The organism is Propionicimonas paludicola (assembly GCF_002563675.1).
Classification (GTDB): Bacteria; Actinomycetota; Actinomycetes; order Propionibacteriales; family Propionibacteriaceae; genus Propionicimonas; species Propionicimonas paludicola.
This window is the reverse complement of sequence record NZ_PDJC01000001.1, coordinates 294,679-320,249: the sequence shown is the minus strand read 5'-3', so window position 1 is coordinate 320,249 and position 25,571 is coordinate 294,679. Positions and strand designations below refer to the sequence as shown.

The window sequence follows — 25,571 nt, the reverse complement described above, 5'->3', positions numbered from 1 at the left end:
TGCAGTGAGTCTGCACCTATTTGATACCGCCCGACGCGAGGTGGTCGAGTTTGTCCCGCTGGTTCCCGGCGAGGTCTCGATCTACTGCTGTGGCGCCACGGTGCAGTCAGCTCCCCACCTGGGCCATGTGCGGAAGGAAGTCAACTTCGACGTCCTGCGCCGCTGGCTGGAGGTGAGCGGCTACCAGGTCACCATGCTCACCAACGTCACCGACATCGACGACAAGATCCTGGCCAAGGCCGAGGCGGCCGGTCGTCCGTGGTGGGCGCACGCCTTCCTGTTCGAGGCGGCTTTCCACGATGCGTTCCGCGCCCTCGGGGTCCGTCCGCCGACCTACGAGCCGCGCGCCACCGGCCACGTCCCCGAGATGATCGAGCTGATGGCCACCCTGATCGAGCGGGGCCACGCCTACGCCGCCGAGGACGAGTCCGGTGATGTCTACTTCGATGTGCGCTCCTGGCCCAGCTACGGCGAGCTGTCCGGGATGAAGATCGATGACATGTCGCCAGCAGAGGACGCCGACCCGCGCGGCAAGCGCGATCCGCGAGACTTCGCGCTGTGGAAGGGCGTCAAGCCCGGCGAACCGGCTTCGGCTTCCTGGGACACCCCGTGGGGGCGCGGCCGTCCGGGCTGGCACCTGGAGTGCTCGGCCATGGCCGGCAAGTACCTGGGTGACGCCTTCGACATCCACGGCGGCGGCATCGACCTGCGGTTCCCGCACCACGAGAACGAGATCGCCCAGTCCAAGGCGGCCGGACGTCCCTTCGCCAACTACTGGCTGCACAACGCCTGGGTGACCATGGCCGGGGAGAAGATGAGCAAGTCGCTGGGCAACACCGCCGACGTGCTCGCCGCAGTCGCCGCCCACGGCGGACGCGCCGTTCGGCTCTACCTGGCCGGACCGCACTATCGCTCAGCAATCGAGCTGTCCGACGCCTCGCTGGCCGAGGCTGCCGCCCAGCTGGCCCGGATCGACGGTTTCCTGTCCCGGGTGAAGGCGCTCAGGCCCGCCACGGCCACTGCCGAGCTGCCGGCCGAGTTCGTGGCCGCCATGAACGACGATCTGGGCACCCCGACCGCGCTGGCCACGGTCTTCAACACCGTCAAGCAGGGCAACATCGCCCTGGACGCCGGCAACCCCGATGCGGCTGTGGCCGCCTATGCGCAGGTGCTGGCCATGCTGGACGTCTTCGGGCTGAACCCGGACGCCCCGGAGTGGGCGCATGAGACCGGCGCCTCCAGTGATCTGACCCCGGTGGTCGACGGCCTGGTTCAGGCCCTGCTCGACCAGCGCACCCAGGCCCGAGCCCGCAAGGACTGGGCCGCCGCCGATGCCATCCGCGACCAACTGGCCGACCTCGGCCTGAAGGTCACTGACACCCCCGATGGGCCACGATGGTCCATCGAGAAGTGAGGACCTGATGCCAGGAAACAGCCAGCGCAAGGGCGCCGTCCGCAAGAAGGGCAAGACCACTCCGGCCGGTTCCGGCGGACGCGTCCGCCGCGGACTGGAGGGCAAGGGCCCGACCCCCAAGGCCGAGGATCGTCCCTACCACAAGGCATATCGCCGGCGCGGGCCGGACGAGCCGGGCAAGACCAGCGGCAAGCCGCGGACCCGTCCGGGCACCCGGGCGGCCAACTCGGTCGCGGCCGGCTCGGACTGGGTGATCGGACGCAACCCGGTCTTCGAGGCGCTGCAGGCCGGCCTGCCGGTGCGTCGCGCCTACGTGGCCGACGGCGTCGATCGCGATGACCGGCTGCGCGACATCTTGAAGTTCGCCGCCGAGAACGGCATTCCGCTGCTCCAAGCCACCCGCACCGAGCTCGACCGGCTCACCGGTGGCGCCGTGCATCAGGGCGTGGCTCTGCAGCTGCCTCCGTTCGAGTACGCCGACGCCGAGGACGTCCTGGACGACGCGCTGGGCTCGGAGACTGCACCGATCGTGGTGGCCTGTGACTCGATCACCGACCCCCGCAACCTGGGCGCGATCATCCGCAGCGCGGCCGCCTTCGGGGCGTCCGGAGTGATCATTCCGGAACGCCGCTCGGCCCAGCTCACCGCCGCGGCCTGGAAGACCTCAGCCGGAGCAGCCGCGCGCATCCCGGTGGCCCAGGTGACCAACCTCAACCGGACCCTCAAGCGCTATGCCGATGCCGGCTTCACCATCGTGGGCCTGGCCGGCGAGTCCGAGATCGACGTGGCCGGCTTCCCCGGCATCGACGGTCCGGTGCTGGTGGTGATCGGCTCCGAAGGCGAGGGGCTGGCTCGACTGGTCCGGGAGAACTGCGACGTGCTGATCTCGATTCCGATCGATTCGGCCGTCGAGTCGCTGAACGCGTCGGTGGCCGCCTCGATCGCGCTGTACGAGATCAGCCGCAGCCGCGGCTGATCTCCGACCGGGTTCGTCCCCGGAGGCCTAGAGTCGTGCCGTGACCAGCGAGCCACGGCCGGACGCTGATCCGCATTCTCCGCCCGAAGCCATGCAACCTTCGGCGAGCGCCGGGCGTCTACCGGATATGACCGTCTCATCCACCCCGGTGCAGTTGGACGCCGAACTCAGCTTCGAGTCCTTCGTCGCCGATCACCAGGTGCGGCTGCGGCGCTACGCCCTGGCCCTGACCCGCAACCCCACGGATGCGGACGATCTGCTGCAGACGACTCTGGTCAAGGTCTACCTGGCCTGGCACCGCATCGAAGACCCTGCCCAGGTCGTCGCCTTCGCCCGCACCACCATGTCGCGTAGCTACGTGTCGGCCTGGCGCCGATGGGGACGCCACGAGGCCCCCATCGCCGATCTGCCGGACAGGCCGTCCCCCGGTACCGACCCACTCGCTGACCGCGACCTGATCTGGCGGGGCCTGGACCGCCTCGGACGCCGCCAGCGCGCCGTCGTCGTCCTGCGCTACCTCGAAGACCTCGAACTCTCCGCGATCGCCGAGATCCTCGGCATCTCGACCGGAACGGTGAAGAGCCAACTCTCCCGCGCCCTCGACAACCTTCGCGACTACCTGGGAAGTGACCAATCATGAACGACCTGGACGATCTCATCCGCACCTCCCTGGTCGAGCACACCTCGGCCGGGACCCCCGATGACACCTTGGCCGAGCGCGTCGAAGCGACCGGCCGCCGGATCCGCCGTCAGCGGCGGGTGGCCGGCATCACCGCGAGCCTGGTCGCCGTGGCCGGGCTGGGCTGGGGAGCCACCCTGCTCCCCCACCCCGCACAGCCGGGGATCGCGGCATCACCGAGCCCGGTTCCGTCCAGCTCCAGCCCCACGAGCAGTGCGCCGCCGTCGCCGTCGCAGACGCCGAGTACCACGCTCGTCCGTCCGAACTGGGACCCGACGGCGACCACTCGAGATGTCTCGAGCGTGGGTGAGCAGATCGAGTACTCGGCGGCTGACATCAAACTGCGAGAGACGCGAGTGAGCTTCTTCTCCTCGCCGAGCGGCAAGTTCTGGTGCAGCATCAGCACCGAGTTCGCCAACTGCGACAACAACGTTGAGATGCCCGGGATCGAACCCACCCGCGAGCAGCTCGGCTGCGACGACGGGGTGGTGGAAGGCGTTGAGGTGAACACCGTAGGCCGCGGCGCCTGGTGGTGCGGCAGCGATCAGACCCAGTACCCTCAGTTGAATGACCCGAACGGGTGGGGGATGAGCGTTGACGGCACGCTGTGGTGGGACGCGCAGTTCGGCCAGACCCGTCCCGGTCTGCAAGATCCGTCTTACACGCTGGCGGTCTTGCCCTACGGCAAGACGCTGACCGCGGGCGACTTCAGCTGCACTCCGGAGACGAGCGGAGTGACGTGCACCAACGCTCGCACCAAGCATGGCTTCCGGATCAGCCAGTCCGCCGTCAAGCTCTTCTGAAGCGCAACCGCACCCCGAACCGTCCACCTCACGGAGCCGATCACTTCGGCTCCTTGAGGTGGACTTGAGGTTGGCTTGAGGACGTTCTGAGACGGCCCGACCTAGCGTCGGCTGTGGAGCCGTCCGGCTCCACAGACCCGAACGAAAGGCCGTGAATGTCTTCCCTCACGACGACCCTCGCCAAAGTCATCCTGATCCCGCTGGCCACCGCACTATCCCTGGTCGCCTGGGGCCCCGCCGTGGCCCCGGCCGTGGCCGCACCCGTCTCCGCCTCCGCCACCGTCAGCACCAGCCAGGTGCACGTGGCCGCGGTCAAGAAGTACAAGATGGCGACGGTCAAGAAGCACAAGACCGCCAAGTCGTGCTGGACCGTCGTCGGCACCGGCGTCTACGACCTGACCAAGTGGATCAAGAAGCACCCAGGCGGTTCCCGGGCGATCCTGTCGCTGTGCGGCAAGAACGGCACCAAGGCTTTCCGCGCTCAGCACGGCAGCACCGGTGCGGCCGCCCGCGCGTTGGCCAAGTACAAGATCGGCAAGCTGGCCTGAGCCAGCACCCTTCAGGGCGAGTGGACGGACCCCTTCCGTCCGCTCGCCCTTTGCGCTGACGCGATGTGCCGTCTCGATTCGCCGCAGGACCATCAGGGACGCGCGCAGACCCATCGAGTCCGCAAATCGCATCGACGACCTTGGCGAGTCTCCGGCTACGCGCCGACCACAACTCCGGCGGGCTTGAGCGCCGTCAGGGTGACCCCCAGGCAGACGATGAGGCCGCCGGCCAGCTGCAGCAGGTGAACCTGCTCGTGCAGGAAGCTGGCGGCAATCACCAGCCCCCATAGCGGCACCAGGTTCAGCCCGGTGACGACCGTGGTGCTGGACAGCCCGCGCAAGGCCCGGGCGTAGGTCACCATGGCGGCGATCGAGCACAGCAGGGTGAGCCCGGCGAGGGCTGCCAACGTGGACGACGGCTGGGTCGGCCAATGCCAACGGGGCAGCTCCAGCAGCGCCAACGGCACGAAGGCGAGCCCGCCAATCGCGTCCTGCCAGGTGATGGTGAGCAGCGGCGAAGTCGTCACCTCTGTGGTGATGAAGGTGTAAAACGCCCACAAGACTCCCGGGACCAGGAGGAGCAGGTCACCCCACAGCCGCATCGGCGTCATGGCGGACGCGTCCGGGACCGCCACCACGATGACGCTCACCCCCAGCCCGGCCAAGGCGATCCCGAGCCAGGCGACAGCGGAGGTGCGACGGCGGTTCACCGCTGCATCAGCCAGCGCTGTCAGCGCCGGGTAGGACGCCACCAACAACGCTGCATCGGTGGCATTGGCCCACTGCAAGGCCACGTTCTCCACGGCGAAGTACGCCGTCACCCCGAGGAGCCCGGCAGCGAGCAGCCGACGCCGGTCCGCCCGACTGGGTCGTGGCTGCCGGGTGACCACCGCCCACAGGGCGAGGATGGCTCCGGCCAGAACGAACCGGGCCAGGCCGAGAGTGAACGGCGGCAGATCGACCAGAGCGACCTTGGTCAGGGTGTAGCTGGCGGCGAAGAGCATCGTCGAGGCGATCAGGGCCAACAGGGCGGAGAGTCGATCGGACATGACGCCAGAGCGTAGTAGTTACCCAGGTAGTTACGCATAGTAGTTTCGTCAGGCGAGCGCTAGGCTTCTGGCCCGAGGAGGACACCTTGGCGACATCCGAAGTCACCGCAGCCCTGCAAACCCTCGGCCTGACCGAGTGGGAGTCCAGGGCCTACCTGGCCCTGCTCGAAGAGGCTCCGGCCACCGGCTACGCGATCGCCAAGCGCGCTGGAATCGCGCGGGCCAAGATCTATGAGGTCCTGGCCTCACTGACCGCGCGCAACATCGTCCAGGTCTCCCGCGGTGAGCCCCAGAAGTACGGTCCGCTGCCGCCGCGCGAACTGATCTCACGGCTTCGCGCCCAGTTCAACGACAACCTGGACGCCGCCGAGGACGCCCTCACCGTCTACGCCAACGCCGCCGAGTCCGGTGGGGAGATCTGGGATCTACAAGGGCGCAGCGCCATCATCGAGCGAGCCAACCAGCTGATCAGCGTGGCCAAGTCGCGGATTCTGGCCGAGATCTGGGCTCAGGACGTCCCGGCCCTGCACGAGCAGCTGATCGCGGCGATCGCGCGTGGGGTCACGGTGATCGTGATCGGCTATGGCGAGCTGGAACTTCCCGGGGCGGTAATCCATCGGCACCCGGGCACCGATGTGGTCACCTCCGGGCTGGGCGGACGCTGGCTGGTGATCTCGGTCGACGACCGTGAGATCGTCGCGGGCAATGTCTCGGCCGGCGCCCATTCCCGTGCGGCGTGGACGTCACATCCCGGGCTGGTGGTGCCGGTCACCGAGCTGGTTCGCCACGACCTGTACAAGATCGAGATGCTCGATCGCCATGCCGACGTGCTGGAGGCCAGCTTCGGGCCGGGCCTGCAGCGGCTGCGGGACAAGTACGCCCCGCTGGCCGGTCAGTAGACCGGCCAAGGGACGGCCGGATCAGGCTCCGGCGACCGCCTCGACCAGAGCGGCGTTGAACGCCGGCAGATCCCGCGGGCTGCGGCTGGTCACCAGGTTGCCGTCGACGACCACCTCGGCGTCCACCCAGTCGGCGCCGGCGTTCTTCAAGTCGGTGGAGATCCGGGTGGTGGAGGTGATCTTGCGACCGGGCACCACGCCGGCCTCGATCAGGATCCACGGGCCGTGGCAGATCGAAGCGACCGGCTTGCCGGCATCGAAGAAGGCCTTCACGAAGGCGATGGCCTTCGGGTTCGTCCGGATCTTGTCGGAGTTCAGGGTGCCGCCGGGCAGGACCAGCGCGTCGTAGTCGGCCGGGTCGGCGTCGTCCAGGGTGATGTCGACGTCGAAGTCGTCGCCACGATCCCAGTCGTGGATCAGCGCGGTGATCGTCCCGGGCTCTTCGCTGACCAGGACCGGCTCGGCGCCGGCACTCTCCAGCACTGCCCACGGCTCGGTCAGCTCCGGCTGCTCAACCCCGCGCTTCAGCAGGAAAGCCACCTTCTTGCCGCTCAGATCGGCCATCATTCCTCCTCGCTCGCTACGAGTTCGACCCTACTAGCGCGGGCCAATCCGAGCGACCATCGACCCTGCACGATCGACACACCGGCCAGCACCACCAGCCCGCCGACCGGCTCGGCCCAGGACAGTGGCTCGCCGAGCACCAGGACGCCCAGCAGGACGCCGACCACCGGGATCAGGTAGGTGACCGTGGACGCCCTAGTCGGCCCCCAGGCGTTGACCACGCTCGCGTTCCAGACGTAGGCCGCACCGGTGCCCAGCGCTCCGATGCCGAGCAACGCTCCGAAGACCGGCCAACCAGGTGCGGCCGGCAGCCCGCCGGCGAACGGCAGGATCAGGCCGGAGAGCACCGCGGCAGAGACGATCTGGACCAGTGCGGTCGCCAGGGCGGACAGCTCGAGCGGCGCGATGAACCGGCGGTGGTAGGCGAAGCCCAGCCCGTAGCACGCGGTCGCTCCCAAGCAGCCGAGCTGACCGGCCAGGCTGCCGTCCAGCCCACCCGTCCAGGGCTGGGCGATCACCACCACGCCGAGAACGCCGAGCACCAAGCCGAGAGCTCGCGAGGCCCCGGGCCGATCCCGGAGCAGCAGCCACGCGGCAAGTGCTGTCATCAGCGGCGTAGTGGCGTTCAGGATCGACGCCAAGCTGGACGCCACCTGCTGCTGCGCCCATGCGAACAGGTTGAACGGGATCACGCACCACAACGCGCCCAAGACGGTCAGATGCCCCCAGCCGGCCAACGTCTGCGGCAACCGTGGACGCCGCCACGCCGCCAGCACGACCAAGGTCAGCGCACCGATCAGGAGCCGGCCGAACACCAGCTGGCCGGGATGCAGTTCGGTCAGGGCGATCTTCACGAACAGGAAGCTCGACCCCCAGACCAGGGCCAGCAGCACGAACTGCACAGCGATCGAACGCCGCATCCCACACTCCTTGCCCCACGATGCCGTCGACCGCAGGTGGCTGAGCCTAACCAACCCCGGTGACGGTTGGCTGGCGGGAATCGGTCCTGACTCCCCTAAGCTCTCTGCCCAGGGGCGTGGCTCCCACCGGCGGCCCGCGGCCGCACGCACAGGCCGGGGCGGGGCAGGACGGAGGCTCGGATGGTCACCATCTACGACGTCGCCGACCGCGCCGGAGTCTCCGCGGCCACCGTCTCTCGGGTGTTCAACGGGATCAAGGTGACCCCCGAGCGCGCCGCGGCCGTGCACCGGGCCGCCGCCGAACTCGGCTTCGTGCCCAACCGGAACGCGCGCCGGCTGCGGACCAGTTCCTCGGAGATCATCGCCATGCTGATCCCCGACATCGAGAACCCCTTCTTCACGGCCATGGCGCGCGGGGTCGAGGACGTGGCCCGGTCGGCCGGCTACTCGGTGATGCTCGGCAACACCGACGAGGAGGCCGAGCGCGAGCAGGACTACCTGCGAGTCGCGGTCAGCGACCCGGTGGCCGGGATCATCCTGGTCCCAGCCAGCCCGCAGTCACAGCTCGACCTGGCCGTGGAGCGTGGCGTCCCGCTGGTCTGCGTTGACCGCCGAGCCCCGGGCCGGGCCGCCGACTCGGTGGTGGCTGACAACGTCAGCGGCGGCGCCCTGGCCACCCGGCTGCTGGTCGAGCAGGGCCACCGGCGGATCGCCTGCATCTCCGGCCCGGTCGGCGTGGACACCGCCGACGAGCGGGTGGACGGCTGGGCGAAGGAGTATCTGACCCGCAACGGTGAGCCGCCGGCCGCAGAGTTGCTGGTCCGCTCGAGCTTCACCGTCAGCGGCGGAGCGAGCGCGGCGCGACAGCTGATGAGCCTGCCTCACCCGCCGGAGGCCATCCTGGCTGCCAGCAACAAGCTGGCCACCGGCGTCATCCGCGAGCTGTCCGAGGCGGGCCTGCTTCCGCCGCAGATCGGGGTCGCCTCGCTGGGTGGGCTGCCCCTGGTTCTCCTACCGCCGGAGGTGATCCAGGTCCATCTGCCGGCCCGGGAGCTCGGAACGACGGCCACCGAGATGCTGCTGGAGCGGATTCGTGGGCTGGCCACGCCACCCCGGGAGACCGTCGTGCCGATCGACTCCGCCACCCAGCAACCCAGCGATCTCGAGCGCGTGTAGCTGCCTCCAAGCAATCTCTCTGACTAGGCCTATTGCATTCTGAAATCGATTGCTGCAATGCTGGAGTCATCCGTCGACGACGACCGGACCGCCCGGTGCTCGATCGGCGATCAGCCACCACAGGGATTGGACCGCGTGTGATCAGCTACCAGTTGCCGACCGTCGCACCTCGACCGGCACTTGCCCCCAAAACTCTCTACAGCGTCGCCAGCGGGGATCTGCGGCTGACGGCCAACCTGAAGACCTGGTCGATGCAGCAGGAGGTCGAGCGCCGCTTCGCTGCGGCCGCCGCCGCTTTCGGCTGGACGGTCACCCGGGCCCACCAGGAGGATCCGGCGACCGGCCACGGCTTCATCGACAGCCAGCGCAAGGGCATGGACGTGCTGGGCGCGATCCCCGCCGAGGCTCCACTGGTGGTGATCGAGGCGGTCTGGCAGTACAGCCACCATGTGCTGGCCGGGCTGCGCGACCACCGCGGCCCGATCCTGCTGGCCGCCAACTTCGCCGGCGACTTCCCGGGACTGGTCGGCATGGCCAATCTGCACGCATCGCTGACCAAGGCCGGGATCGCCCACTCGACGATCTGGAGCGAGGACTTCACCGATGAGTGGTTCACCGAGAAGCTGAACGAGTGGCTGACCACCGGCCAGATCGTCCACGACACCTCACACGTCCGCGACCTGCCCAGCCTGCCGGACTCGCCCGAGCGTGAACTCGGTGTCGCGCTGGCCGCCGAACTCGCCGCGAAGAAGGCCATCCTCGCGGTCTTCGACGAGGGCTGCATGGGCATGTACAACGCGATCATCGACGACGAGTTGCTCAACCCGGCCGGCATCTACAAAGAGCGGCTCAGCCAGAGCGCTCTGGTGGCCGAGATGAACAAGGTCAGCGACGCCGAGGCCGCAGCAGTTCGCGCCTGGCTCGATGAGGCCGGCATGACCTTCCACGTCGACAATGACGGCGACTGGACCGAGTGCCTCACCGACGAGCAGCTCACCAGCCAGTTCAAGATGTACATCGCCGCGCTTCGGATCGCCGACGACTTCGGCGCCGATGCGGTCGGCATCCAGTACCAGCAGGGGCTCAAGGACATGGTTCCGGCCTCCGACCTGGCCGAGGGGCTGCTCAACGATCCGCACCGGCCTCCGGTCACCTCCCGCGACGGCGCCCGGGTCCTCTACGAGGGCAAGGCCCTGCCGCACTTCAACGAGGTCGACGAGGGGGTGGCCGTCGATGCGCTGGTGACCAACCGGGTCTGGACGGCGATGGGCCTCGACCCGTCCACCACGCTGCACGACCTGCGCTGGGGTGACCAGTGGGGCGATGACTTCGTCTGGGTCCTGGAGATCTCCGGTTCGGTGCCGGCCGCACATCTGGGTGGCTACGCCCACGCACACTCCTACCGACAGAGCGGCTACTACTTCCCGCTGGGCGGCGGCACCCTGGCCGGAGTCTGCAAGCCCGGCGAGATCGTCTGGTCCCGAGTGTTCATCGCGGACGGAGTGCTGCACGTCGATCTGGGCCGGGGCACCTCGGTCGAGCTGCCCGACACCGAAGTGCAGCGTCGGCTGAACTCCACGAACAAGGAGTGGCCGATCATGAATGCCGTCCTGCACGGCGTCTCTCGCGATCAGATGATGGCCCGCCACAAGGCCAATCACTTGAATGTCGGATACGCCCCGGACGCGGCCACCGCCGATGCCGCCCTGATCGCCAAGGCCGCCATGTTCGAGGCCATGGGCTATCGGGTGCACCTGGCCGGCACTGTGGTGCCCGAGCTGGGCTGACCGGCATCACCACGGCTGGGGGCGGACGCGTTCCGTCCCCAGCACACCGGTCTCAGCCGCGCAGCACCTCGGCGATCGCGGCCGAAACCGGATCGAGGTTGCGCGGGTTGAGCGCGGCCACGCAGATCCGGCCCTTGTCGGTGCCGTAGATGCCGAACTCCGAGCGCAGCCGCAGCATCTGCTCCTTGGTCAGCCCGGAGTAGCTGAACATGCCGACCTGGCGGGCGATGAACTCCATGTCCTGCTCGACCCCGGCGGCCACCAGCCCGTCCACCAGGGCGCGCCGCATGGCCTTGATCCGATCCCGCATCGCGCCGAGTTCGGCCTCCCACAGGGCGCGCAGCTCCGGGTCGCCGAGCACGGTCGACACCACCTTGGCCCCGAAGGTGGGCGGGTTGGAGTAGTTGGTGCGGATCACGATCTTCAGCTGGCTGAGCACCCGGGCGGCCTGGTCCGCGTCGTCGCAGACCACGGCCAGAGCGCCGATCCGCTCGCCGTACAGCGAGAAGGTCTTGGAGAACGACACCGACACGAACAGGGGGCCGCCGGACTCGACGAAGCGGCGCACCGGGGCGGCATCGTCGGCCAGGCTGCGCGAGAAGCCCTGGTAGGCCATGTCGACGAAGGGCACCAGGCCACGTTCGCGGACGACCTTGACCACCTCGACCCACTGCTCGTCGTTGAGGTCGTAGCCGGTGGGGTTGTGGCAGCACGGGTGCAGCACCACGATCGTCCCTGGCGCGGCCGCACCGAGGTCCTCGAGCATGCCGGCGAAGTCGATGCCGTGGGCGGACTCGTCGTAGTAGCGGTAGGTGCCCACCTTCAGCCCGGCGCGGGTGAACAGCGCCTGGTGGTTCTCCCAGGACGGATCGGAGACCAGCACAGTGGCGTCCGGGCTCACCTGGGAGAGGAAGTCGGCGCCGACCTTCAGCGCACCGGTGCCGGACAGGGTCTGCAGCATGGCCACCCGACCGGTCTCGGCCACCTCGGAGCCACTGCCGAAGATCAGGTCACGGACCAAGTTGTAGTAGGTGGCCAGGCCCGGAATCGGCAGGTACGGACGCGGGGCGCCCTCGGCGTTGATCCGGTCGGACGCCTCGCGGACGCACTCCAGCACCGGGACCTTGCCGGACTCGTCCTGGTAGACGCCCACCCCCAGGTTGACCTTGCCCGGGCGCTGATCGGCGACGAAGGCCTCGGTCAGACCGAGGATCGGATCGGGCGGAGCTGCGGTTACCTGGGAGAACAGCGACATCAGTTGGTCCTTATCGTGGATTGCCGCCCAGAACTCTAGTCAGCCCGGACGCCCGGCCCGGCTGCGGCCGCCTCCACGGACAGCAACTGTCAGACTCAGGAAAGCAGTCTGGCGTAGTCGCGGACGCCGTCGCGGGCCAGGCCGGTCAGCAGATTTCGGGTGTCCGGGACGAATGCCCACGACGGATCCCGTAGCAGCGCCCCGAGGGCCTCGAGGGAGAGCCACTCACCGGCCACGATCTCACCGTCGGCAAAGCGGATCGGGCCGTCCCAGCGGGCCTCGAAGACGTACTCGAGCACTCGGACGGTGTCGTCCTGGTACAGCCGCGTCCCCAGCGGTTCGAGGACGGCACCCTCCACCCCGAGCTCCTCGGCCAGCTCGCGCGGGGCGTTCTCGACCGGGTCCTCCCCGTACCGAACCACTCCCCCACAAGCGGCATCGTGGGCCGAGGGGCACCAATCCTTCAGCGGCGAACGCTGGTGCACGTAGAGGTCACCGGCAACATTGCGCAGCAGTGTGGCGCTGGCGGCGTGCAGCAGGTTCTCGGCGCGCATCCGCGACCGTGGGACGCTGCCGAGCACCGTCCCGTCCGCGGCGACCAGGGCCACCTCTTCGTCCATGACTGCCTTCCGGGTCGACTGCACGACGCTCCGATTCTGCACCCACCCGAGGGCCCGAGGTTGTCCATCCCGGCCCGGCCTGGTTCGGTGCTGTCCGATGGTCTCGATAGGCTGGGCGGGTCGCCGATCGAGGAGTACAGCCCGTGTCCGACTTCGCCAGCACTGTGTCCGGCATCTACCAGCAGACCCTGTCCGTGATCGAGGCCGTGGAGCCGCGCATCGCCGCCGCCACCCGCGCCGAGCTCACCGACCAGCGAGGTTCGCTGAAGCTGATCGCCAGCGAGAACTACGCGTCCTTGCCGGTGCTGCTGACCATGGGTACCTGGCTCTCCGACAAGTACGCCGAGGGCACCAGCGGGCACCGCTTCTACGCCGGCTGCCAGAACGTCGACACCGTCGAGGACGTCGCCGCCGAGCACGCCCGCGAACTGTTCGGCGCCGAGTACGCCTATGTGCAGCCGCACTCGGGCATCGACGCCAACCTGGTCGCCTACTGGTCGATCCTGGCTCACCGGATCGAGAGCCCGGCCCTGGAGCGGCTGGGCGCCAAGACCGTGAACGACCTGTCCGAAGAGGACTGGGAGGACCTGCGGGCCACCTTCAACGCCCAGAAGGTGATGGGAATGAGCCTGGATGCCGGTGGTCACCTGACCCACGGCTTCCGGCACAACATCTCCGGCAAGATGTTCCGCCAGCACTCCTACGGCACCAATCCCGAGACCGGCCTGATCGACTACGACAAGCTGCTGGCCGACGCCCGCGAGTTCCAGCCGCTGATCCTGGTGGCCGGGTACTCGGCCTACCCGCGCCGGGTGAACTTCGCGCGTATGCGCGAGATCGCCGACGAGGTGGGCGCCACTCTGTTCGTCGACATGGCGCATTTCGCCGGCTTGGTGGCCGGCAAGGTGTTCACCGGCGAGGAGAACCCGATCCCCTACGCCGATGTGGTGGCCTCGACCACCCACAAGTCCCTGCGCGGCCCGCGCGGCGGCTTCGTCCTGGCCACCAAGGAGTACGCCTCGAGCGTCGATCGCGGCTGCCCGATGGTGCTCGGCGGCCCGCTGTCCCACGTGATGGCGGCCAAGGCGCTGGCCTTCGCCGAAGCTCGCCAGCAGTCCTTCCAGGTCTACGCCCAGCAGGTGGCCGACAATGCGAAGGTCCTTGCCGAGGGCCTGATGAAGCGCGGCGTGAAGCTGGTCACCGACGGCACGGACAACCACCTGGTGCTGATGGACGTGAGCTCCTTCGGGCTGACCGGCCGCCAGGCCGAGTCGGCGCTGCTCGACTCCGGCGTGGTGACCAACCGCAACTCCGTCCCCAACGACCCGAACGGTGCCTGGTACACCTCGGGCGTGCGGATCGGTACCCCGGCGCTGACCTCGCGCGGCTTCGGTGCCGCCGAGTTCGACAAGGTGGCCGAGCTGATCACCGACGTGCTGAAGGCGACCACTCCGGTGGCCACCGCTGCCGGCGCACCGGGCAAGGCGAAGTACACCATCGCCGACGGAGTGGCCGCGCGCACCCACGCTGCGGCGTCCGAGTTGCTGGACGCCAACCCGCTGTACCCGGGCCTGGAGCTCTGAGCGCCACCCGGGCACGGGTGAAGACGAAGCCGGGCCTCAGCGGCTGAACAGCACGCCCTGGACGGTGGTCACGAAGCTGTTCAGCGAGGCCGGTAGGTCGGCCAGCTGCCAGGTGGATGGGCCGTGGTACCAGTCGAGGTCCTCGGAGTCCGGCTGGTCGTCGTCATCGGCGTCGGCCAGCGCGGCCAGCCAGCGCTCGCGTCCGCCGAGCACGACGGCATAGGGCAACAGCCGGGAGACCTGGGCCAGCCGGTCGGCGATCGGCAACTGGTCCACCGGCTGGGTGAGCAGACTGCCGCGCAGCACGTCCAGGCCGGCCAGGACCGCCCGCCCCGACGTGGTCCGGGCCGGGAGCTCCTGGGCCACGAAGATCAGGCCCAGCGCCAGGGCGATCGTGACCAGCCCGGCCAGCCCGAAGTGGGTGAAGGCGGCCAGCGCCACGGTCAGCGAGACGGCAAGGGCAACAGCCACCCAGCCGACCACGGTCCAGCGGTTGCGGGTGGTGTCCGGACGCCGGGCGAACCAGCCGCGTTCGACGACCTCTTCGTAGAGCTCGGACTGGATCTGGCCGACCGAGGACGCCACGCTGCCGGCCAGGTTGGTCAGCAGCACCGGGTCTCCCTGGACGGGGGCGACCGCGTCCAGCAGGGTGCGCTCGTAGTCGAGCAGCGGACCGTCGTGGCGGCGCCGCGCGAACGTCCATTGGGCCGGGGCGTGTGCCGACTCCCGCTCCAGCTCGGTGATCAGCAGATGGCCGCGGACGGCCAGGTCGAGCACCGAGGCGGTGATGTCAATCGGATCGACGCGCTCGTCGGCAAGAGTCCCGATCTCACCGGGACGGACCCCGTCCACTGTCTCGAAGCTGACCTGCCCGGCTCCGGTCGGAGCGAAGCTGGCCACCAGCTGCGGAGCCACGGCGGACGCGTCCCGGCCGACCCGGCGGTGCAGCAGCCACAGCACCAGGGCGCCGATTACAGCCGTCCCGGCGGCCACGGCCAGCGGCAGCGGGTCGGTGGAGAAGGCGCGGTCCAGGGTCCACAGATCGCGCAGGTCCTGGTTGGCCGGAATGGCCGTGGCCGGGAACCGCAGGATGGCCACCACCACTTCGCCGGCGCCGCGACGCTCATCGCGGAAGTACGGGTTGGGGTACTCGTGGGTGCCGCCACCGTAGAAGGTGCAACCGCTGGGCGCGGCCGGAGCACCGGCCGCACAGTCGATCATGGTGAAGGCCGCCGGCGCGTGGATGGTCGCCTCGAAGGTCTCCACCGGGACGCTCAGGCCCTGCAACAGCGGCCAGGAGATCTGGGTCTCGTCGTCGGCCACCACCGCGGCACCGCGCACCGTGTAGCTCAGCTTCACCTGGCTGGCACCGCCGGTGGGCACGCTGATCCGAGTGGACGTCGCCGCCACCTTCGTATCGATGCTCGCGGCCGGGGCGCCCCCGACCTCAGCCGCGATGTCGCTGATTGCGTAGTAGTAGGCGCGCGCGTCGGCGGTCCGAGTCCGGGTGCTGAGCTCCTGGACCAGGGTGGCCGGTGCGGCACCGGCGAAGTCGATGGTCTCGGTGACCTTCAGCGCACCGTCGGGATCGATGGTGGCGTCCACGGTGTAGCTGCTGGCCCGCCCCTCGGCGTGCGCCAGGCCGGCCGAGCCGAGCATCAAGGCCAACCCCGCAATCAGGCTCGCGGTCACCCGGCGCGTCGTCCGTCCGATCATGCCCACCCCGTCCTTCGGTTCCGGGCCAAAGCCTAGGGGGTCGCCGCGGACGGCGTACACGGCGCGGCCGGACTCCTCCCGGTTCGTCGGGTCAGCGTCTAGGCTGTCCGGCGTGACGCAGCAGTGGGGTGGCCAGAGCCAGCAATGGCCGCCGCCCTCACAGTGGCCGCCGCCGCAGTGGCCGGCCCCGTCCGGTCAGCCCTACGGCCAGAATCCGGTCCCGGGAACCTTCAGCCCGTACCCGCAGCGGGCCTACCCCGCACCGGGTTCGTTCTATCAGCCGCCGCGTCGTCCGAGCCCGCTGCGCGGGCTGCTGTTCGCGGCGTTCCTGGCCATCGGAGTGGTGATCTTCGCCATCTCGGTGCTGAGCTGGCTCAGCGAGGACGTCTCTGCCACCGAGTCCCCGGACGCCACCAGCAGCGCCACGGCCTGGCCGAGCGATCCGACCAACCCCGACGACCAGCCGTCCGATCCGGGCAGCATCGATGACCAGGTGGGTCCGCCCGATCACCACCCGTCCGAGTTGCCGAACCCGGACACCTACACCCAGGCCACCGCCTGGCTGCAGAAGAACCCGGTGTATCGCCAGGCACCGGCCATCCCGACCGACTGCGCACTGCCCGAGATCGACATGACCCGGGCGTCCGGGACGGCTCTGGAGAAGCACCTCAATGAGCTCACCGCCTGCCTGGTGAAGGTGTGGAAGGCGCCGCTGGCTGCGGCCGGCTTTGAGCTTCCCCGTCCGCCGGTGACCGTGTACAACGGCGCGGTCACCACCAAGTGCGGAAAGCTCGACGACATCAACGCGGTCTATTGCTCGGCCGACCAACAGATCTACTACTCCAAGCAGTTGTGGAAGATCTTCCCGGCCTCGCAGCAGCGCGACCGCTTCGTTGTCGAGACGGTGCTGGCCCACGAGTTCGGGCACACGATTCAGGCCCGGACCGGCATCTTGATCTCCTCGATGGCCTGGGAGCAGCGGGCCGAGGAGCAGGACTCCAGCGCGGCGGCCAAGGTCTACTCGCGACGGCTGGAAGTGCAGGCCGACTGCTTCTCGGGCATGTTCAGCCACGCGGTGGCCCAGTCGTCCGGGTTGAGCGCGGACGAGCTGGCCAACCTGCGCAACGTGATCTACAACCTGGGCGATGATGTGCTCACCGGGCAGGCGGGCTACGACGGCGACCACGGCTCCGGCAATGCTCGCAAGACCTGGTTCAGCACCGGCCAGACCGGAACCTCGATGGGTGCCTGCAACACCTACACGGTCAGCGCGAAGGCGGTTCGCTAGGGCTCAGCTCTGGATCAGGGCGGTGGCGATGGCAGCCACGCCCTCGCCGCGTCCGGTCAGGCCCAACCCGTCGGTGGTGGTGCCAGAGACGCTCACCGGCGCTCCCACGGCCGCACTCAACACGGCCTCGGCCTCGGCTCGGCGCGCGGCCAGCCGGGGACGGTTCCCGATCACCTGGATGGCGATGTTCACCACCGAGTAGCCGGACTGCTGGAGCAGGGCCACGGTGGCGGTCAGGAAGGCCACGCCACTGGCACCGGACCACTCCGGACGGTCGACCCCGAAGTTGCTGCCCAGATCGCCCAGTCCGGCTGCGGACAGCAGCGCATCACAGGCGGCATGGGCGGCCACGTCGCCGTCGGAATGCCCGGCCAGGCCGGACGGCTCGTCGGGGAACTCCAGCCCGGCCACCCACAGCGGCACTCCGGCCGCGAAGGCGTGGACGTCGGTGCCTACTCCGACCCGGAAGCTCATCGTCGGCTCCGCTGGATCGCCTCGGCCAGCACCAGATCGAGTGGTTCGGTCACCTTCAACGCGTCCCGTGAGCCTTCGACGAGCGCGATCGGCTCGCCGAGCGCGGCGACGGCCGAGGCATCGTCGGTGATCGGCAGCCCGGTCCGGCGAGCCTCACTCAGCGCCGTCACCAGCAACGAGCGTTCGAAGCCCTGCGGGGTTTGGACGAGGCGCAGCTGGGAGCGGTCGAGCACCACCGAGCCGTCGGCGGTGAGTTGGCGGACGGTGTCCACCACCGGAACCACCGGGACGCAGCCGCGGGCACCCTCGCGCAGCGCGGCGATCACCCGGGCCACGACGGCACCGGGCACCAGAGCCCGCGCCGCGTCATGGACCAGCACATAGCGGCACTGATCGAGGTCGCGGTCACCGGCGATCGCCGCCAGCCCGGCCTCGACCGAGGCGGCGCGATCGTCCCCGCCGAAGACATAGCTGGCCGGAATCGGAGAGTCGGCCAGAGCAGGTTCGAAGCCACCCTGGGCACCGGCAGCCACCACGACAACCGCACGATCGACGCCGCCGGCGGCCAAGCCGTCCAGGCAGTGACTGATCAGCGGACGCCCATTCAGCAGGCGCAACGCTTTGGGCTCGGCTCCGCCGAGGCGAACGCCAGCTCCCGCGGCAACGACGACCGCAACCACCGGCTCCATGGCTGGTCCTTAGGAGGCCAGCACCTCGTCGAGCAACACCTCGGCGCGGTCTTCGGCAACCTTCTCGGCCAGGGCGAGCTCAGAAACCAGGATCTGCCGGGCCTTGGCCAGCATCCGCTTCTCGCCGGCCGACAGGCCGCGCTCCTTCTCCCGGCGCCACAGGTCGCGGACGACCTCGGCCACCTTCAGCACATTGCCGGAGTGCAGCTTCTCCAGGTTCGCCTTGTAGCGGCGCGACCAGTTGGTCGGCTCTTCAGCGTGGGGGGCTCGCAACACAGTGAAGACCCGTTCCAGGCCATCGGCGTCGACCACATCCCGGACCCCGACGAGGTCGAGATTGCAGGCCGGAACACGCACCACCAAGTCATTCTGACCGACGATCCGCAGCACGAGGTAAAGCTTTTCCTCGCCCTTGATCGTCCGGTTCTCCAGAGCCTCGATGACTGCCGCGCCATGATTGGGGTAGACCACGGTTTCACCAATTGTGAACGTCATAACAGCTTTGCCACCTTTCCCGGGTACCCATTCTAGCACGGGGGTCCAGCACTCCGAAGGCCGTCTCTCCTAGCCAAATGCACATTCCGGGTTGACAACCCCGACAGGCTGTGCCTCCGGAGGCCCCGCACAGATGACCCCTAGTCGGCGCGGCTTTGCACGAACGTGCGCTGGGATCAGCCGTAAGTGACTTCGTCGGAGAACAGTCCGGAAATGGACTCACCGCAGTTGATTCGGCGCACGGCCTCCGCGAACAGCGGGGCCACGGTGACCACCGAGAGCCGGTCCAGACCCACGGGCGGCGGCACCGTATCAGTGGTGACGATCTCGACGATATCGGGGACGGCGTTGAGTCGCTCGATGGCTTTGCCACTGAACAGGCCGTGGGTGCAGGCCACCGAGATCGAGTTCACGTGGTAGCGACGGACGGTCTCGATCAGCTCGACCACCGAACCCGCCGTAGCGATCTCGTCGTCCAGGATGATCACGTCCTTGCCGCCGACCTTGCCGACGATGGCGTCGATGACCACCTTGTCGTCGGCCTGGCGACGCTTGGATCCGGCCGCCATGCCCACCCCGAGCATCCGGGCGAACTGGTTGGCCTCCTTGGCGTTGCCGAAGTCCGGCGACACCACCACGGTCTTGGACAGGTCCCGGCTGCGGAAGTGCTCAGCCAGCACCTCCAGCGCGCTCAGGTGATCGACCGGCATCGAGAAGAAGCCGTGCACCTGCTGGGCGTGCAGCGCCATGGTGAGCACCCGGTTGGCGCCGGCGGTGTGGATCAGGTCGGCGACCAGACGTCCGCCGATGCTGATTCGCGGGGCGTCCTTCTTGTCCGAGCGGGCGTAGGCGTAGTGCGGCATCACCACCGTGACCGACGCCGCCGAGGCCCCGCGCGCAGCGTCGGCCATCATCAACAGCTCCATCAGGTTCTCCTGCGTGGGAGGAACCAGCGGCTGGATGATGTAGACGTCTCGCTGGCGGCAGTTTGCCCGCAACTGCACCTGAAGGCAGTCGTTGGAAAAGCGGGAGAGCCGCGACGGGGAGAGTTCTACGCCTAAGAGCCGGCAGACATCCTGGGCGAAAGCGGGATGGCCATGGCCGGAGAACACGGTAATGTCCGTCGTCACCGGAGTACCTTAGCCTTCTCTGGCCGACCCGTGCGCCGCGCCGGGTGCCGCGAGACGCTCGCTCTCAACTATTGAACTTGTAACCAAGTCCGCGCACGGTCACCAGCAGCTCCGGATTTGCCGGATCCACTTCGAGCTTTGCTCGCAGCCGCTTGACGTGGACGTCCAGGGTTTTGGTGTCGCCCACATAGTCCGGACCCCAGACCCGATCGATCAGCTGGCCGCGCGTGAGCACCCGGCCGGAGTTGCGCAGCAGCAGCTCGAGCAGCTCGAACTCCTTCAACGCCAGTTGGATCGGGATCCCGCGGACGGTGGTCTCGTGCCGCTCCACGTCCATCCGGACTCCGCCGGCCTCGATCACGTCGGTGACCAGGTCGACCTCGGCGCCACGGCGCAGGACGGCTCGGATTCGGGCCACCAGTTCGCGTCCGCTGAAGGGCTTGGTGACGTAGTCGTCGGCGCCCAGCTCGAGCCCGACCACCTTGTCCACCTCGGAATCGCGAGCGGTCACCATGATGATGGGGACGTTCCCGCGGGCCCGCAGCTGGCGGCAGACCTCGGTGCCGGACAGGCCGGGCATCATCAGGTCGAGCAGGACGATGTCGGCGCCCTGACGGTCGTAGGCGGCCAGGCCGGCCGAGCCGTCCGCAGCGGACGACACTTCGAAGCCCTCCCGCTGCAGCAGGAAGCCAATGGTCTCCCGGTAGCTCTCTTCGTCTTCAATGATCAGAACCCGAGTCATCGGGGAACCTCCTCGCGATCAGCCGGATCTCCGGCAGCAGACTGGACGGGGAGCCGCAGGGTGAACGTCGACCCCTGCCCTGGACGGCTCCACACACTGACATCGCCGCCGTGGGCGGACGCGATGTGCTTGACGATGGACAGCCCCAGGCCGGTGCCACCACTGGCCCGGCTCCGGTCGGCGTCCACCCGGTAGAAACGCTCGAAGATCCGCTTCTGGTCGGCATCGCTGATTCCGATGCCGGTGTCGGAGACCCGCAGCTCGACCTCGCCGACGGTCTCCTGGCCGGACACCGCCACTCTGGCGCCGCGCTCGGAGTAGGCGATGGCGTTCTGCACCAGGTTGGTCAGCGCGGTCTCCAGTTGCTCGGCATCCCCGTGCAGGGTGAGCCCGGGCTGGACCGAGGATGAGACCGAGATCCCGGCCGCCTCGGCCTGCTCCCTGGTCCGGGAGACGGCGGCCGCGATCACGTCCGCCACCACCACGGTGCGGGCATCGGTGGACGAGTCCGCGGCCTGCAGCCGGGACAAGGCGATGATCTGGCTGACCAGCTCGTTGAGTCGATCGGCCTCGGCGATCAGCTTCTTCAGGAAGTGCTTGACCGCCTCAGGATCGTCGGTGGCGGCCTCGGCCGCTTCGGCGAGCAGTCCGATGGCGCCGATCGGGGTCTTCAACTCATGGCTGATGTTGGCGACAAAGTCGCGCCGGGTCTGGCTGAACCGCAGGTCGGCGGAACGGTCCTCGCCGATCACCACGGCGCCGTCATTGCTGAGCAGGACCGCGCGCACCGACAACAGCAGCGGGGCTCCGGTGGACGGCTCGATCAACCGCATCTCGGCCTCGTTGGTGCGGTGCTGCACCCGGGCATCGGCCAGCACCTGCTGCACCTCGGCCAGGGCGATCGAGGAGCCGCGCACCATGCCGATCGACTTGGCAAAGTCCGAGCAGGCCAACACCCGATCGGTGTCGGAGAGCACCACCACGGCGGCACGCAGCGGTCCGAGGATCTCGCCCAAGTGGTGCCGGTTCACGATCTGGCCGGCCACCCGACGAGCGGAACGGCGAACCAGCAGCCACAACACCAGCGCGGCCAAACCGGCGCCGAGCACCACACCGAGAAGAGCCGACGAAGCTATGGGCGTCACAGTTGCTGAGTGTAGGCACTCCCCGAGCCCGCCATCGGCCTTTGTGCGCTCATCGCGACCAGGCTTGGTGGAAGATTCACCGACTGTTCACCGATCGTTCGCTCGGCTGCACCACGAGTGCAGGTCGGCATGTCTAGCCTTCTTCCTGGAAGCCACTGGGCGAGCGCGGGCGCGCCCCGGAACGGAAGAAGATCATGCGGGACAACTACCGAGAGAACCTGGAGAGCGTCGTCGCCGACCTGGTCGGGATGAGCGAGGCCGTCCAGGTGGCCGTCCGCCAGGCGACCCAGGCGCTGCTGGAGGCCGACCTGAGCCTTGCCGAAGCGGTGATCTCCGGCGACTCGGCGATCGACAAGATGCACGATGAGCTGGAGGCGCGCTGCTTCTCGCTGCTGGCCCGGCAGGCTCCGGTGGCCGGCGAGCTGCGCACCGTGGTGGCCGCGCTGCGAATGGTGGCCGACCTGGCCCGGATGGGCGACCTGGCTGCACACGTGGCCAAGATCGCCCGGCTGCGCTTCCCGGAGCGGGCCGTCCCCGAGGGCCTGGTCCCGAACTTCACTCTGATGGCGCGCGTCGCCGAAGAGATGGTGGCCACCGCCGGACGGTCGCTGCGTGAGCGCAATGCCCACGACGCCGGTCGGCTGGCCGACTCCGACGAGGAGATGGACGAGCTGCGCAAGAGCCAGTTCCGAGTGATCCTCGGACAGGACTGGCCCTACACCGTCGAGGCCGCCGTGGACGTGGCCCTGCTCGGTCGCTACTACGAGCGGATCGCCGACCACGCCGTGATCATGGCGGCCCGGGTGATCTACGTGATCACCGGCCTGCTGCCCGAAGGCGAGAACTGGCCGGTCGCCTGACCCCGAAATGCACGCAAGCTGTGAGTTTGGCGGCGATGTCACCGCCAAACTCACAGCTTGTTTGGTTTATGGAGGGGTGAGCTACTTCTTGCCCTGGTTCTTGACGGCCTCGATGGCGGCCTTGGCGGCCTCCGGGTCGAGGTAGCGTCCACCCGCGGTGATCGGACGCAGGTCGGCGTCCAGTTCGTAGAGCAGCGGGATGCCGGTCGGGATGTTCAGCCCGGCGATGTCGGCGTCGCTGATCCCGTCCAGGTGCTTGACCAGAGCGCGCAGCGAGTTGCCGTGGGCCACGACCAGGACGGTCTTGCCGTCACGCAGATCCGGGACGATCGAGTCGTACCAGTACGGCAGCATCCGGATCACGACGTCCTTGAGGCACTCGGTCTGCGGACGAGCCTCCGGCGGCAGGAAGGCGTACCGGTCGTCGTTGAACTGGGTGTACTCGTTGTCGGCGTCCAGGGCCGGCGGCGGGGTGTCGTAGGACCGACGCCACAGCATGAACTTCTCTTCGCCGTAGGCGGCCAGGGTCTCGGCCTTGTTCTTGCCCTGCAGGTTGCCGTAGTGGCGCTCGTTGAGCCGCCAGGAGCGACGCACCGGCACCCAGTGCCGATCGCAGCCGTCCAGGGCCAGGTAGGCGGTGTGGATGGCCCGACGCAGCACGGAGGTGTGCACCACGTCCGGCAGCAGCGCCTCCGACTTGAGCAGTCCGGCGCCCCGCTTGGCCTCGGCGACTCCCTTGTCATTGATGTCGACGTCCACCCAACCGGTGAACAGGTTCTTGGCGTTCCATTCGCTCTCGCCGTGGCGGAGCAGGATCAGCTTGGCACTCATATCGGAAAGCCTATCCGCGTTCACGACCCCGAGATTCACGGTGTCTGCAAGCTGGCAGAATCCCCACCATGACGCAATCTGGGCTAGCAGTGGTGACCGGAGCCAGCAGTGGGATCGGGGCGGCCACCGCCCGACAGCTGGCCGCAGCCGGTTTCGAGGTGATCTGCGTGGCCCGGCGCACCGATCGGATCCAGGCCCTGGCCGACGAGATCGGTGGCCGAGCCCTGACCTGTGACATCACCAGTGACGCGGACGTGGCCGCCCTGGCCGACGCGGTCGGCGGCCGCCTGGACGTCCTGGTGAACAACGCGGGCGGCGCCTTCGGCCTATCTCCCGTAGCCAGCGCCGACATCGCCGAGTGGGATCGGATGTACCAGCTGAACGTGCTCGGCACCGAGCGGGTCACCCGGGCCCTACTGCCGTCCCTGACGGCAGCGCACGGCGCGCTGGTGTTCGTGACCTCGACCGCGGCCGAGTCCGCCTACGAAGGCGGGGCCGGCTACTGCGGCGTGAAGGCTGCCGAGCGGATGCTGGTGGGCGCGCTGCGGCTGGAGTTCTACGACCAGCCGGTGCGGATCACCGAGATCAGCCCGGGCATGGTGCACACCGAGGAGTTCTCACTGGTCCGCCTGGGTGGCGATCAGGCCAAGGCGGACGCGGTCTACGCCGGAGTGCCCAACCCGCTGGTGGCCGACGATGTGGCCGAGGCCATCGTCTGGATGGCCACTCGTCCGGCTCATGTGAACATCGACCGGATGGTGATCCGTCCGGTGGCTCAGGCGGCCAACCACAAGACCTACCGGGTCAGCTGAGGCGGTGCGGAGCCAGCACCTCCAGCCCCGGGACGTTTCGCAGCACTCCGTAGACCACCAACCCGATCCCGACGGACAGGATTAGCCAGCCGGGGGCCAGGAAGGCGCGAGGCCGTCCGGTGATCTCCCGCCGGGCCCACAGCAGCCACGACACGGCCAGATAGGGCACGGCCAGCACCGCGGCGGGGTTCATGGCCCAGGCTGCCTCGAGGTTGCCGACAGTCAGGAAGTGCAGCGCCCGCAGTGCGCCGCAGCCGGGGCAGTACCAGCCGGTGAGCGCATAGGTCGGACAGGACGGGTAATGGCCCGGCTGGTTCGGGTCCACCCCGTGCAACAGGACGAGGCCGGCCAGGCTGCCAGCGGCAACCAGGCCGACCTTCGTCAGCGCCCAGCCACGAGACTGGGACGCACGCGCTGCTGCAGCGATCAGGACTGACCGGCCTGCAGGAGGGCCAGGCCGCCGAGGGCGAAGAGGAAGATCAAGTAGCCGACCACCACGACAATGCCGGCAATCGCGGCCCAGATCGAGAACTGCTTGGCCTTGTTCGACGCCTCCAGCGCACCGGCTGCATCACCGGCTGCCCACTTGCTGTTCACCTGCGAGGAGAACACGATCGCAGGGACGCCCAGTGGCAGACAGCAGAGCACCGTCGCCAGGATCGCCCAGACCAAATAGTTGTTCGGCGGAGCCCCTTGATAGGGCGGCTGAGCACCGTACTGACCCGGTCCTGTTGGTTGTGACACTTTCCATCTCCTCCCGTAGGTGCGCACAACCTAGCGGAGCGGAAACGGAGCAGTAAGAGTCTGCGCCAACAGGGCGCAATTTCACTCCCGACAAGGCATGTCTTGTGGCGGGAAGAGCGTCCGATCAGCTAATGCGACGGTAGGTGTCCACGTCGCCGGGATCGGCGTAGCGATCAGCGAGATCGGCGTAGGGGTCGTCCTCTTCCGCCTCTTCGACCTCGGCCACCGGCTCGGGATCGTAGGGATCACCGCGCAGCTCACGCTCAAGGGAGGTGAAGTCGGTGGAGTAGGAACGATATTTCAGATCGCGAGCGACTTTCGTCTGCTTCGCCTTTGCACGGCCGCGCCCCATATGGTCGGGTCAGCCCCCTC

The 25,571-nt window shown here is 68.5% G+C and carries 28 protein-coding genes; 12 read left to right on the top strand and 16 right to left on the bottom strand.

Annotation, left to right across the window (positions count from 1 at the left end; translation table 11 throughout):
- The first annotated feature begins 4 nt into the window (after nt 1-4).
- From cysS to ATK74_RS01435, 5 genes are all read left to right on the top strand, one after another.
- Nucleotides 5-1,414: a cysteine--tRNA ligase gene (gene cysS, locus ATK74_RS01455; protein ID WP_098459378.1), complete on the top strand. Its 1,410-nt coding sequence runs from the start codon at nt 5-7 to the stop codon at nt 1,412-1,414.
- 7 nt (nt 1,415-1,421) lie between these two features.
- Nucleotides 1,422-2,390 (top strand): 23S rRNA (guanosine(2251)-2'-O)-methyltransferase RlmB, encoded by a 969-nt coding sequence (rlmB, locus tag ATK74_RS01450; RefSeq protein WP_098459377.1) that lies wholly within the window; start codon nt 1,422-1,424, stop codon nt 2,388-2,390.
- A 127-nt stretch (nt 2,391-2,517) separates the two neighbouring features.
- Complete coding sequence (locus tag ATK74_RS01445) at nt 2,518-3,030, top strand: SigE family RNA polymerase sigma factor (RefSeq protein ID WP_098459376.1); 513 nt, start codon at nt 2,518-2,520, stop codon at nt 3,028-3,030.
- Complete coding sequence (locus ATK74_RS01440; protein ID WP_098459375.1) at nt 3,027-3,872, top strand: hypothetical protein; 846 nt, start codon at nt 3,027-3,029, stop codon at nt 3,870-3,872. The genes ATK74_RS01445 and ATK74_RS01440 overlap by 4 nt, the downstream gene beginning before the upstream one ends.
- A gap of 155 nt (nt 3,873-4,027) precedes the next feature.
- Complete coding sequence (locus ATK74_RS01435) at nt 4,028-4,420, top strand: cytochrome b5 domain-containing protein (protein WP_098459374.1); 393 nt, start codon at nt 4,028-4,030, stop codon at nt 4,418-4,420.
- 155 nt (nt 4,421-4,575) lie between these two features.
- Here the strand turns inward: ATK74_RS01435 and ATK74_RS01430 are convergent, their stop codons facing one another.
- A complete protein-coding gene (locus ATK74_RS01430; RefSeq protein WP_098459373.1) occupies nt 4,576-5,469 on the bottom strand; it encodes a DMT family transporter in 894 nt (297 codons plus the stop codon).
- An 86-nt stretch (nt 5,470-5,555) separates the two neighbouring features.
- On the opposite strand from ATK74_RS01430, the gene ATK74_RS01425 reads away from it, so the two are divergent.
- On the top strand, nt 5,556-6,368 hold the full coding sequence (locus ATK74_RS01425; RefSeq protein WP_098459372.1) for a TrmB family transcriptional regulator: 813 nt from the start codon (nt 5,556-5,558) through the stop codon (nt 6,366-6,368).
- A gap of 21 nt (nt 6,369-6,389) precedes the next feature.
- On the opposite strand, the gene ATK74_RS01420 is transcribed toward ATK74_RS01425, so the two are convergent.
- Together ATK74_RS01420 and ATK74_RS01415 are read right to left on the bottom strand one after the other, a co-directional pair.
- The gene (locus ATK74_RS01420; RefSeq protein WP_245840576.1) at nt 6,390-6,932 is read right to left on the bottom strand and encodes a type 1 glutamine amidotransferase domain-containing protein; all 543 of its coding nucleotides are present in this window, start codon (nt 6,930-6,932) and stop codon (nt 6,390-6,392) included.
- Nucleotides 6,932-7,852, bottom strand: a complete 921-nt coding sequence (locus tag ATK74_RS01415) for a DMT family transporter (RefSeq protein ID WP_098459370.1) — start codon at nt 7,850-7,852, stop codon at nt 6,932-6,934. Before ATK74_RS01415 ends, ATK74_RS01420 begins: the two co-directional genes overlap by 1 nt.
- A 180-nt stretch (nt 7,853-8,032) precedes the next feature.
- On the opposite strand from ATK74_RS01415, the gene ATK74_RS01410 reads away from it, so the two are divergent.
- Both ATK74_RS01410 and ATK74_RS01405 read left to right on the top strand, forming a co-directional pair.
- Nucleotides 8,033-9,028, top strand: coding sequence for a LacI family DNA-binding transcriptional regulator (locus tag ATK74_RS01410; protein WP_098459369.1), 996 nt, complete (start codon nt 8,033-8,035; stop codon nt 9,026-9,028).
- A 137-nt stretch (nt 9,029-9,165) separates the two neighbouring features.
- Entirely contained in the window at nt 9,166-10,815 is a 1,650-nt protein-coding gene (locus ATK74_RS01405; protein ID WP_098459368.1) for a fucose isomerase, read from the top strand.
- 52 nt (nt 10,816-10,867) lie between these two features.
- Here ATK74_RS01405 and ATK74_RS01400 read toward each other — a convergent pair whose 3' ends face one another.
- Both ATK74_RS01400 and ATK74_RS01395 read right to left on the bottom strand, forming a co-directional pair.
- Nucleotides 10,868-12,070, bottom strand: a complete 1,203-nt coding sequence (locus ATK74_RS01400) for an amino acid aminotransferase (protein WP_098459367.1) — start codon at nt 12,068-12,070, stop codon at nt 10,868-10,870.
- A 95-nt stretch (nt 12,071-12,165) separates the two neighbouring features.
- Nucleotides 12,166-12,714 carry an NUDIX hydrolase gene (locus ATK74_RS01395; RefSeq protein WP_245840573.1) on the bottom strand — a complete coding sequence of 183 codons (549 nt, stop codon included), beginning with the start codon at nt 12,712-12,714 and terminating at the stop codon, nt 12,166-12,168.
- Nucleotides 12,715-12,833: 119 nt separating this feature from the next.
- On the opposite strand from ATK74_RS01395, the gene ATK74_RS01390 reads away from it, so the two are divergent.
- Entirely contained in the window at nt 12,834-14,273 is a 1,440-nt protein-coding gene (locus ATK74_RS01390) for a glycine hydroxymethyltransferase (protein ID WP_098459366.1), read from the top strand.
- 36 nt (nt 14,274-14,309) lie between these two features.
- Here ATK74_RS01390 and ATK74_RS01385 read toward each other — a convergent pair whose 3' ends face one another.
- Nucleotides 14,310-15,989, bottom strand: coding sequence for a DUF2207 domain-containing protein (locus ATK74_RS01385; RefSeq protein WP_143483522.1), 1,680 nt, complete (start codon nt 15,987-15,989; stop codon nt 14,310-14,312).
- Between the two features lie 112 nt (nt 15,990-16,101).
- Here ATK74_RS01385 and ATK74_RS01380 point away from each other — a divergent pair, with 112 nt between their 5' ends.
- The gene (locus ATK74_RS01380) at nt 16,102-17,277 is read left to right on the top strand and encodes a neutral zinc metallopeptidase (RefSeq protein ID WP_169923682.1); all 1,176 of its coding nucleotides are present in this window, start codon (nt 16,102-16,104) and stop codon (nt 17,275-17,277) included.
- Between the two features lie 3 nt (nt 17,278-17,280).
- On the opposite strand, the gene ispF is transcribed toward ATK74_RS01380, so the two are convergent.
- The 6 genes from ispF to ATK74_RS01350 all read right to left on the bottom strand — a co-directional run bounded on the left by ispF (nt 17,281) and on the right by ATK74_RS01350 (nt 21,952).
- Nucleotides 17,281-17,751: a 2-C-methyl-D-erythritol 2,4-cyclodiphosphate synthase gene (gene ispF, locus ATK74_RS01375; RefSeq protein ID WP_098459363.1), complete on the bottom strand. Its 471-nt coding sequence runs from the start codon at nt 17,749-17,751 to the stop codon at nt 17,281-17,283.
- A complete protein-coding gene (gene ispD / locus ATK74_RS01370) occupies nt 17,748-18,440 on the bottom strand; it encodes a 2-C-methyl-D-erythritol 4-phosphate cytidylyltransferase (RefSeq protein WP_098459362.1) in 693 nt (230 codons plus the stop codon). The genes ispF and ispD overlap by 4 nt, the downstream gene beginning before the upstream one ends.
- Before the next feature lie 9 nt (nt 18,441-18,449).
- On the bottom strand, nt 18,450-18,935 hold the full coding sequence (locus ATK74_RS01365) for a CarD family transcriptional regulator (RefSeq protein ID WP_098459361.1): 486 nt from the start codon (nt 18,933-18,935) through the stop codon (nt 18,450-18,452).
- Nucleotides 18,936-19,111: 176 nt separating this feature from the next.
- A complete protein-coding gene (locus ATK74_RS01360) occupies nt 19,112-20,065 on the bottom strand; it encodes a ribose-phosphate diphosphokinase (protein ID WP_098459360.1) in 954 nt (317 codons plus the stop codon).
- Nucleotides 20,066-20,129: 64 nt separating this feature from the next.
- Nucleotides 20,130-20,807 carry a response regulator transcription factor gene (locus tag ATK74_RS01355; RefSeq protein ID WP_098459359.1) on the bottom strand — a complete coding sequence of 226 codons (678 nt, stop codon included), beginning with the start codon at nt 20,805-20,807 and terminating at the stop codon, nt 20,130-20,132.
- Nucleotides 20,804-21,952, bottom strand: coding sequence for a sensor histidine kinase (locus tag ATK74_RS01350; RefSeq protein ID WP_245840570.1), 1,149 nt, complete (start codon nt 21,950-21,952; stop codon nt 20,804-20,806). The genes ATK74_RS01355 and ATK74_RS01350 overlap by 4 nt, the downstream gene beginning before the upstream one ends.
- Before the next feature lie 194 nt (nt 21,953-22,146).
- Here ATK74_RS01350 and phoU point away from each other — a divergent pair, with 194 nt between their 5' ends.
- Nucleotides 22,147-22,812 (top strand): phosphate signaling complex protein PhoU, encoded by a 666-nt coding sequence (gene phoU / locus ATK74_RS01345; protein ID WP_098459358.1) that lies wholly within the window; start codon nt 22,147-22,149, stop codon nt 22,810-22,812.
- 81 nt (nt 22,813-22,893) lie between these two features.
- On the opposite strand, the gene ATK74_RS01340 is transcribed toward phoU, so the two are convergent.
- Nucleotides 22,894-23,643 (bottom strand): phosphoglyceromutase, encoded by a 750-nt coding sequence (locus ATK74_RS01340; protein WP_098459357.1) that lies wholly within the window; start codon nt 23,641-23,643, stop codon nt 22,894-22,896.
- 68 nt (nt 23,644-23,711) lie between these two features.
- Here ATK74_RS01340 and ATK74_RS01335 point away from each other — a divergent pair, with 68 nt between their 5' ends.
- Nucleotides 23,712-24,455 (top strand): SDR family NAD(P)-dependent oxidoreductase, encoded by a 744-nt coding sequence (locus ATK74_RS01335; protein ID WP_098459356.1) that lies wholly within the window; start codon nt 23,712-23,714, stop codon nt 24,453-24,455.
- Here ATK74_RS01335 and ATK74_RS15250 read toward each other — a convergent pair.
- The 3 genes from ATK74_RS15250 to ATK74_RS01320 all read right to left on the bottom strand — a co-directional run bounded on the left by ATK74_RS15250 (nt 24,448) and on the right by ATK74_RS01320 (nt 25,551).
- The gene (locus tag ATK74_RS15250) at nt 24,448-24,780 is read right to left on the bottom strand and encodes a DUF2752 domain-containing protein (protein ID WP_169923681.1); all 333 of its coding nucleotides are present in this window, start codon (nt 24,778-24,780) and stop codon (nt 24,448-24,450) included. The genes ATK74_RS01335 and ATK74_RS15250 overlap by 8 nt on opposite strands.
- Before the next feature lie 101 nt (nt 24,781-24,881).
- Nucleotides 24,882-25,199, bottom strand: coding sequence for a CD225/dispanin family protein (locus tag ATK74_RS01325; RefSeq protein WP_098459354.1), 318 nt, complete (start codon nt 25,197-25,199; stop codon nt 24,882-24,884).
- A 124-nt stretch (nt 25,200-25,323) separates the two neighbouring features.
- Nucleotides 25,324-25,551 (bottom strand): DUF3073 domain-containing protein, encoded by a 228-nt coding sequence (locus ATK74_RS01320; protein WP_098459353.1) that lies wholly within the window; start codon nt 25,549-25,551, stop codon nt 25,324-25,326.
- Between the last annotated feature and the right edge of the window lie 20 nt (nt 25,552-25,571).

Excerpts from the sequence above, each read along its gene's own strand:
- phoU (WP_098459358.1), top strand. The coding sequence starts at position 22,147 with ATGCGGGACAACTACCGAGAGAACCTGGAGAGCGTCGTCGCCGACCTG.
- rlmB (WP_098459377.1), top strand. The coding sequence starts at position 1,422 with ATGCCAGGAAACAGCCAGCGCAAGGGCGCCGTCCGCAAGAAGGGCAAG.
- ATK74_RS01445 (WP_098459376.1), top strand. The coding sequence starts at position 2,518 with ATGACCGTCTCATCCACCCCGGTGCAGTTGGACGCCGAACTCAGCTTC.
- ATK74_RS01355 (WP_098459359.1), bottom strand. The coding sequence starts at position 20,807 with ATGACTCGGGTTCTGATCATTGAAGACGAAGAGAGCTACCGGGAGACC.
- ispF (WP_098459363.1), bottom strand. The coding sequence starts at position 17,751 with ATGAGCTTCCGGGTCGGAGTAGGCACCGACGTCCACGCCTTCGCGGCC.
- ATK74_RS01335 (WP_098459356.1), top strand. The coding sequence starts at position 23,712 with ATGACGCAATCTGGGCTAGCAGTGGTGACCGGAGCCAGCAGTGGGATC.
- ispD (WP_098459362.1), bottom strand. The coding sequence starts at position 18,440 with ATGGAGCCGGTGGTTGCGGTCGTCGTTGCCGCGGGAGCTGGCGTTCGC.
- ATK74_RS01400 (WP_098459367.1), bottom strand. The coding sequence starts at position 12,070 with ATGTCGCTGTTCTCCCAGGTAACCGCAGCTCCGCCCGATCCGATCCTC.
- ATK74_RS01320 (WP_098459353.1), bottom strand. The coding sequence starts at position 25,551 with ATGGGGCGCGGCCGTGCAAAGGCGAAGCAGACGAAAGTCGCTCGCGAT.
- ATK74_RS01420 (WP_245840576.1), bottom strand. The coding sequence starts at position 6,932 with ATGGCCGATCTGAGCGGCAAGAAGGTGGCTTTCCTGCTGAAGCGCGGG.
- ATK74_RS01440 (WP_098459375.1), top strand. The coding sequence starts at position 3,027 with ATGAACGACCTGGACGATCTCATCCGCACCTCCCTGGTCGAGCACACC.
- ATK74_RS01410 (WP_098459369.1), top strand. The coding sequence starts at position 8,033 with ATGGTCACCATCTACGACGTCGCCGACCGCGCCGGAGTCTCCGCGGCC.
- ATK74_RS01340 (WP_098459357.1), bottom strand. The coding sequence starts at position 23,643 with ATGAGTGCCAAGCTGATCCTGCTCCGCCACGGCGAGAGCGAATGGAAC.
- ATK74_RS01365 (WP_098459361.1), bottom strand. The coding sequence starts at position 18,935 with ATGACGTTCACAATTGGTGAAACCGTGGTCTACCCCAATCATGGCGCG.
- ATK74_RS01385 (WP_143483522.1), bottom strand. The coding sequence starts at position 15,989 with ATGATCGGACGGACGACGCGCCGGGTGACCGCGAGCCTGATTGCGGGG.
- ATK74_RS01435 (WP_098459374.1), top strand. The coding sequence starts at position 4,028 with ATGTCTTCCCTCACGACGACCCTCGCCAAAGTCATCCTGATCCCGCTG.
- ATK74_RS01430 (WP_098459373.1), bottom strand. The coding sequence starts at position 5,469 with ATGTCCGATCGACTCTCCGCCCTGTTGGCCCTGATCGCCTCGACGATG.
- ATK74_RS01415 (WP_098459370.1), bottom strand. The coding sequence starts at position 7,852 with ATGCGGCGTTCGATCGCTGTGCAGTTCGTGCTGCTGGCCCTGGTCTGG.